General features: G+C 66.5%; 7 protein-coding genes. 6 read left to right on the top strand and 1 reads right to left on the bottom strand.

The window, feature by feature from the left end:
* Positions 1-151: 151 nt before the first annotated feature.
* Positions 152-586, bottom strand: a complete 435-nt coding sequence (locus A5775_RS22475) for a DUF5318 family protein (protein WP_067257357.1) — start codon at positions 584-586, stop codon at positions 152-154.
* 121 nt (positions 587-707) lie between these two features.
* On the opposite strand from A5775_RS22475, the gene A5775_RS22470 reads away from it, so the two are divergent.
* From A5775_RS22470 to A5775_RS22445, 6 genes are all read left to right on the top strand, one after another.
* The gene (locus A5775_RS22470; protein ID WP_067257353.1) at positions 708-1,586 is read left to right on the top strand and encodes a DUF1707 domain-containing protein; all 879 of its coding nucleotides are present in this window, start codon (positions 708-710) and stop codon (positions 1,584-1,586) included.
* A 157-nt stretch (positions 1,587-1,743) separates the two neighbouring features.
* A complete protein-coding gene (locus tag A5775_RS22465; RefSeq protein ID WP_067257326.1) occupies positions 1,744-2,286 on the top strand; it encodes a PadR family transcriptional regulator in 543 nt (180 codons plus the stop codon).
* A 55-nt stretch (positions 2,287-2,341) separates the two neighbouring features.
* Positions 2,342-3,448, top strand: coding sequence for an inositol-3-phosphate synthase (locus tag A5775_RS22460; protein WP_067257316.1), 1,107 nt, complete (start codon positions 2,342-2,344; stop codon positions 3,446-3,448).
* A gap of 137 nt (positions 3,449-3,585) precedes the next feature.
* Positions 3,586-4,713 (top strand): LLM class flavin-dependent oxidoreductase, encoded by a 1,128-nt coding sequence (locus A5775_RS22455; RefSeq protein WP_067257313.1) that lies wholly within the window; start codon positions 3,586-3,588, stop codon positions 4,711-4,713.
* Positions 4,710-5,879, top strand: a complete 1,170-nt coding sequence (locus A5775_RS22450) for a sulfotransferase (RefSeq protein WP_067257309.1) — start codon at positions 4,710-4,712, stop codon at positions 5,877-5,879. The genes A5775_RS22455 and A5775_RS22450 overlap by 4 nt, the downstream gene beginning before the upstream one ends.
* Before the next feature lies 1 nt (position 5,880).
* Entirely contained in the window at positions 5,881-6,684 is an 804-nt protein-coding gene (locus A5775_RS22445) for a sugar phosphate isomerase/epimerase (RefSeq protein ID WP_067257305.1), read from the top strand.
* Positions 6,685-6,686 lie beyond the last annotated feature (2 nt).

Here is a 6,686-nt window from a genome sequence, read left to right as displayed (position 1 = left end):
GCCGGCGGCGCATTCCGTTGCCCGGGGTCCTGAGGATCGGCGCTGCGACGGTCAGGGTCGATGCGGTCGTCCTTGTGGTTGCCCGCCTGCTCGGTCCCTGGCCCACGTGGGTCACCGGACGACTGGCTGTGCCGTCCTTCGTCCTTCGAGTTCATTCAGTGGCCGTGCGGGCGCCGTTGCGCGCCGTCCGCGAGCGCCCGGTGCCCCTGGGAGGAGATGCCGGGCGTACCGCGCCCAGCACATAGGACTTGACGAGGTGATTCCAGCTGCACGTGCGGCACACCTCCACCACGTGGACCGCGAACTCGTCGAAGCGGGTTGCCAGCATCACCAACTCTTCCGCCGTGCGCGCCGAGCCCGAGACCGCGCCCAGGTGTTCACCGAACACCCACGACACCAGCGTCAACTGCTCCTTGCGGCAGATCGGGCACATGACCTGGCTCGGTTTCCCGTGAAACTTGGCGGCGCGCAGCAGATAAGGGTTCGCGTCACACACCTCGGACACACCCGTGCGGCCCGAGTACACCTGGGCCAGCAGTGAGCGCCGCCGAAGCGCGTAATCCACCACTTGTCGCTGCAGTCGCACGCCCACCAGAGTACGACGCCATCCCGACCAGTGATACGCAACCAAAACTGTGGCGACTCGCGCCGCGGCGATCGGTGGCGGTTTCTGCGCCGGACCGAGGCCGGACTTCTACGATCATCCCGTGGCGAAATGGCTCGGGACCGCGCTCGCTGGCGGGGTGACGGCGACCACCCGCGCCAAAGACAGCGACCGTCAGGACACCTGCACGATCCTCGACAACGCGCTGAGCGACGGCGAGGTCTCCGCCGAAGAGCATCGGGAAAGGGTCAGCGCGGCGACCAAAGCGGTGACGCTGGGCGACCTGCAGGCTCTGGTGGGCGATCTGCAATCCAACACCGGCCGGCAACTGCCCGCCCTCGACTCGCGGCCCAAGCGGCTGCGCATGGGCGGGTGGGGGACGCTGGCCGTGGCCTTCGTCGTATCGGTGCTGCTGGGCGTCGGCATCGGTTGGGGCCTCTACGGCAACACCCGCTCGCCGCTGGACTTCACCACCGACCCGGGCGCGAAACCCGACGGTGTCAACGCCGTGGTGCTGACGCCGCCCACGCGGCTGCACTCGGTCGGCGGCCTCACCGGGTTGCTCGAGCAGATGCGCAAACGGTTCGGCGACACCATGGGCTACCGGCTGGTGATCTACCCGACCTACGCGGCACTGGACCGTCCGGACCCCTCCGACGACCGTAGGGTGCTCGCCTACACCTACCGCGGCGGATGGGGCGACCCGACCGGCTCGGCCAAAAGTTCCTCGGACGGTCCCGTGCCGGTCGACCTGAGCAAATTCGACGTCAACGCGGCCGTGGGCATCATGCGGGGCGCCCCCGAGACCTTGCGCATGAAGCCGTCCGACGTGAAAACCACGTACCTGATCGTCGAGCCGGCAAAAGACCCGACCACGCCGGGGGCTCTCACCCTTTCCGTGTATGTCTCCAGCGACTACGGCGGCGGCTACGTCGCTTTCGCCGGGGATGGCACCGTCAAGCAGATGAATCTGCCCACGTAAAGACCGGTTCGCAGGGGGCGTACCCCACCTGGCGCTGTGTGACGAACGCCAAACCAACATCAAGTGGTGTTGTGGCTAATATATCGAGGCGATACGATTGCGCGAGGCGTCGGACTGTCGTAACTAGCCATGCAAACCTTTTGAAGGGGGTGAATCGATGCTGGAGCTCGCCATCCTGGGTCTCCTGATCGAGTCGCCCATGCACGGTTACGAGTTGCGCAAACGGCTGACCGGTTTACTCGGCGCTTTCCGGGCGTTTTCGTACGGTTCGCTCTACCCGGCGCTGCGTCGTATGCAGGCCGAAGGGTTGATCGCCGAGGACGCCGCCCCGGCCGGGACGCCTGTCCGGCGGGCCCGGCGGGTCTACCAGCTCACCGATGAGGGCCGTCGGCGTTTCGGCGAGCTGGTGGCCGACACCGGTCCCCACAACTACACCGACGACGGCTTCGGGGTACACCTGGCGTTCTTCAACCGGACTCCGGCAGAGGCGCGGATGCGCATTCTGGAAGGCCGCCGCCGTCAGGTCGAGGAGCGGCGGGAAGGTCTGCGCGACGCCGTGGCGCGGGCCAGTAGCTCGTTCGACCGCTACACCCGCCAGCTTCATCAATTGGGGCTCGAGTCCAGTGAGCGCGAAGTGAAGTGGCTCAACGAGCTCATTGCCGCGGAGCGGGCTATGCCCGGCCTCTCCGAGCAAACATAATCCCCTGCACGAACCAGCATCCCTGTCAGAGGTCAGAGGTTAGGAGAACGCCCATATGAGTGAGCATCAGCCGCCGAAGGCGGAAGCGGCGCAGTCGGAGGTACGAGTCGCCATTGTCGGCGTCGGTAACTGCGCGTCTTCGCTGGTTCAGGGCGTGCAGTACTACTACGACGCCGACGCGAACAGCACCGTGCCCGGCTTGATGCACGTGAAGTTCGGCCAGTACCACGTCCGCGACGTGAAGTTCGTGGCCGCGTTCGACGTGGACGCCAAGAAGGTCGGGTTCGACCTGTCCGAGGCCATCTTCGCGTCGGAGAACAACACCATCAAGATCGCCGACGTGCCACCCACCAACGTGACGGTGCAGCGCGGCCCGACCCTGGACGGCATCGGCAAGTACTACGCAGACACCATCGAGGTGTCCGACGCCGAGGCCGTCGACGTGGTCCAGGTCCTCAAGGACGCCGAGGTCGACGTGCTGGTGTCCTACCTGCCGGTGGGCTCGGAGGAGGCCGACAAGTTCTACGCCCAGTGCGCGATCGACGCCGGCGTGGCGTTCGTGAACGCGCTGCCCGTGTTCATCGCCTCGGACCCGGTGTGGGCCAAGAAGTTCGTCGACGCCGGTGTGCCGATCGTGGGCGACGACATCAAGAGCCAGGTCGGCGCGACCATCACCCACCGCGTGATGGCCAAACTGTTCGAGGACCGCGGCGTGCAGCTGGATCGCACCATGCAGCTCAACGTCGGCGGCAACATGGACTTCCTCAACATGCTCGAGCGCGAGCGGCTGGAGTCCAAGAAGATCTCCAAGACGCAGGCCGTGACCTCCAACCTGCAGCGCGAGTTCAAGACCAAGGACGTGCACATCGGCCCGTCCGACCACGTCGGCTGGCTCGACGACCGCAAGTGGGCTTACGTGCGGCTCGAGGGCCGCGCCTTCGGTGACGTGCCGCTGAACCTGGAGTACAAGCTCGAGGTGTGGGACTCGCCGAACTCCGCGGGCGTCATCATCGACGCGGTGCGTGCCGCCAAGATCGCCAAGGACCGCGGCATCGGCGGCCCGGTGATCCCCGCCTCGGCGTACCTGATGAAGAGCCCGCCCCAGCAGCTGCCCGACGACATCGCGCGCACAAAGCTCGAAGAGTTCATCATCTCGGGCTAGCGCCCATTTTTCCGATCCGCGAGCGTAACGCCGCGGCGATTTTCCCGGTTGGAATTCGCCGCCGCGTTACGCTCGCGGCCCCTCATCTGGTGAACTCATCGACACGACGCTGTGCAGGTGCTTAGCATCATCTCTCGATGAGAGTTCAACCCGCGGCGTTCCTGCGCACCACGCTCCCCCTCGACCTGTCCCGGCTCGACGAACTCGACAGCGGCCGCTACCACTCGATCTGGCTGCCCGACCACATGGTGAGCTTCTGGCCCGACTCGATCTGGACTCCCGAGTTCACCGACCTGGCCAACGCCTCCCCGTCGCCGCACCGCCACCTCGATGGGCTCGCGATCGCTGCCGCGGCGGCGGTGCTGACCGAGCGGGTGCCCCTCGTCAGCGCGGTGGTCGACACCGTGCGGCGCCATCCCGTCATGCTCGCGCAGACGGCGCTGACCATCGATCACCTCGCCAAGGGGCGCTTCATCCTCGGCCTCGGAAGCGGCGAGAGCGAAAACACCCTGCCTTACGGATTCGACTTCTCCCGTGCCGTCAGCCGTTTCGAGGAAGCCCTGACGGTGATCCGGCTGCTCTGGCAGAGCGGCGGCCCGATCGATTTCGACGGCCGGTTCTACTCGTTGCACCACGCCCGCCTGGACACCGAACCCTACGAGGGCCGGCCACCGCAGATCTGGATCGGCGCCAGCGGCCCCCGGATGCTCGACATCGTCGGCCGGCATGCCGACGGGTGGTGGCCGGCGGGGGCCTGGACTCCCGAGCACTACGCTGAGATGCTCTCCGCGGTAAGGGCATCCGCCGAACGCGCCGGCCGCGACCCGATGGCCATCACACCGTGCTTTATCCAGGTGTGTCTGATCGGCGAGGACGACACTGCCCTCGCCGAGATTCTGCAGGCTCCGCTGGTCAAGGCGTTTCTGCTGCAGGTCTCCGCAAAGACGTTGCATGACTTCGGTTTCGAGCACCCCATGGGCCAGGGTTGGCGCGGCTTTCAGGACATCGATCCCGCGGTGCTCACTCGGGACCGGATCGTCGAATTCCTGGATAACGTGCGACCCGAGATGGTGCTGGCCGTCGTGCCCCACGGAACACCGAAAGAGGTCGCCAAGATCGTCAAGACCTACGTGGACGCCGGGCTGCGCGTGCCCAAGATCCTCGATTACGGCGCCATGGCCGGCTTGAAATACGCGCAGGCGTCGGCGGCGAACGTCCGCGCGGCCGAGGACGAACTGGTGCGGCTCTGCGGAGGCCCGTCGTGACAACGCTGTTGGACGCCGCCGAGATGCTGGCCGCCGCCGAGGCGGAAACCGGGCTGCGGGACTACGGCGATCCGACATTGCCGGAACGCTTCGCCGTCGCCGTCGACCATCTGAACGGCCTCGGCATGGACGCCGACGGCCGATTCGAGGCAGCACAGGTGTGCCGATGGCTGCTGACCTCGCGCCTCGAACTCATCGAAGACCGCAACCGGTACCCGATCGGCGACGAGGTGATCGATGCGCCGATGTTCGTCACCGGTGAACCACGCTCGGGGACGACACTGATGCACGCCCTGATGTCGGTCGACCCGCGCGCCCGGGCCCTGCGGTTCTGGGAGGTGATGTACCCGTCTCCCCCACCCGGGCTCGCCGGACCCGACGACGACCGTCGCGCGCGGGCGGATGCCGACTGGCGCGAGATCAACGCCAAAATGCCCAAGTGGCTGCACAGCCACCCCTACAACGACATGCTCGGCGACGGCCTGCCCGAAGACGAACGCACCTGGGCGTTCGACTTTCGCGTGATGACACCCACCGCGTGGTGGCGGGTCCCGATGCAATCGCTGGTCGGCGGCCTGGCCGCCGATCCGGCCGCTCAATACCGGCTGCACAAGGCCATGCTGCAGCAGCTGCAATACCGCCGGCCACGAAAGTACTGGGTGCTGAAGGGCTTTCACGGATTCCGGCTCAAGGAAATGTTCGCCACCTATTCGGACGCACGGATGGTGTGGCTGCACCGCGACCCGGTGCAGGTGGCCGCGTCGCGCACCATGATGATGGCCGACATCGCCGAAGGCATGGTCGGCACCGTCGACCTGCACGCCTTGGCGAAGATGCACCTGGAGTTGACCCGCTCCGGCGTCGCCAACACCATGAGCAGCCCCCTGGTCGACGACCCGCGCATCCTGCACCTTCGCTACACCGATTTCATCGCCGATCACGTTGGCTGCCTTCGCCGTTACTACACGTTTTGTGGCCGTGAGCTGACGGCGGAGGCCGAGTCGGCGATGCGCGCCTACCTGGCAGACAATCGCGGCGATCGCTACGGCAAGTTCCGCTACTCCACGCAACTGCTCACCGACATCGGCGAAGACCTCGACGCCCTGCACGCCGAATTCAAACCCTTCCGGGACCGCTTCGGTGTCGCGATCGAAAACCGGGGCTGACATGACAGGCACACACCAACGTCTGTCCGTCCACAACGTCACCTTCTACGGCGCTGCGCTGGCCGAGCTGCAGGAGCACTGGACAGCACTCGGCGTGTCCCGGTTGAGCATCCTGGACAGCCAGCTACTCGACTCGCAGCTCCCAATCCTGCTGCGGAACAACGACTACAGCGTGGAGGCCGTGTACCACCTCTTCGCCGACGGTAGCCTCACATCCGACGCCGACTCCGCGCGGGATGCGCTGTGCACCGTCATCGACGCGGCGGCGGACGTGGGTGCGCACACCGTCTACATGCTCACCGGCGGACGCGGAAACCTCACCTGGAAACAGGCCGCCGAGCGATTCTGCGACATGGTCGCACCGTGCGCGGTCCGCGCGAAGGCCGCCGGCGTGGTGCTGGCGATCGAGAATGCGTCCAGCCTGTACGCCGACATCCACCTCGCCCATACGCTGCGAGACACCGTCGCCCTTGCTGAGATGAGCGGTCTGGGGATCTGCATCGACGTTTTCCACTGCTGGGCGGAAGGGGATTTCGAAGCACAGGTGCACCGGGCGCTGCCGCGAACTGCGCTCATCCAGTTGAGCGACTACGTGCTGGGCGACCGGGCTCTGCCCAATCGGGCGGTCCCGGGCGACGGCACCATCCCGATCGAAACGTTCGTGGCCCAGGCGCTCCGCGGCGGCTACACCCGCGGCTTCGACCTGGAACTCCTCGGTCCCCGCATCGACGAAGGGGGCCGGCTCGAATCCGCCCGGCGCGCATGCGATGTCGTCGGCGAGATGCTGGACAGGCTGGGGGCGTGAGC

This window comes from Mycobacterium sp. 852002-10029_SCH5224772 (assembly GCF_001667315.1).
GTDB lineage: Bacteria > Actinomycetota > Actinomycetes > Mycobacteriales > Mycobacteriaceae > Mycobacterium.
The sequence above is the reverse complement of the archived record's forward strand: the minus strand, read 5'-3'. Positions and strand labels throughout refer to the sequence as shown.

Bases quoted from the DNA above. Each gene is read 5' to 3' on its own strand.
- A5775_RS22460 (WP_067257316.1), top strand. From the start codon at position 2,342: ATGAGTGAGCATCAGCCGCCGAAGGCGGAAGCGGCGCAGTCGGAGGTA.
- A5775_RS22465 (WP_067257326.1), top strand. From the start codon at position 1,744: ATGCTGGAGCTCGCCATCCTGGGTCTCCTGATCGAGTCGCCCATGCAC.
- A5775_RS22455 (WP_067257313.1), top strand. From the start codon at position 3,586: ATGAGAGTTCAACCCGCGGCGTTCCTGCGCACCACGCTCCCCCTCGAC.
- A5775_RS22445 (WP_067257305.1), top strand. From the start codon at position 5,881: ATGACAGGCACACACCAACGTCTGTCCGTCCACAACGTCACCTTCTAC.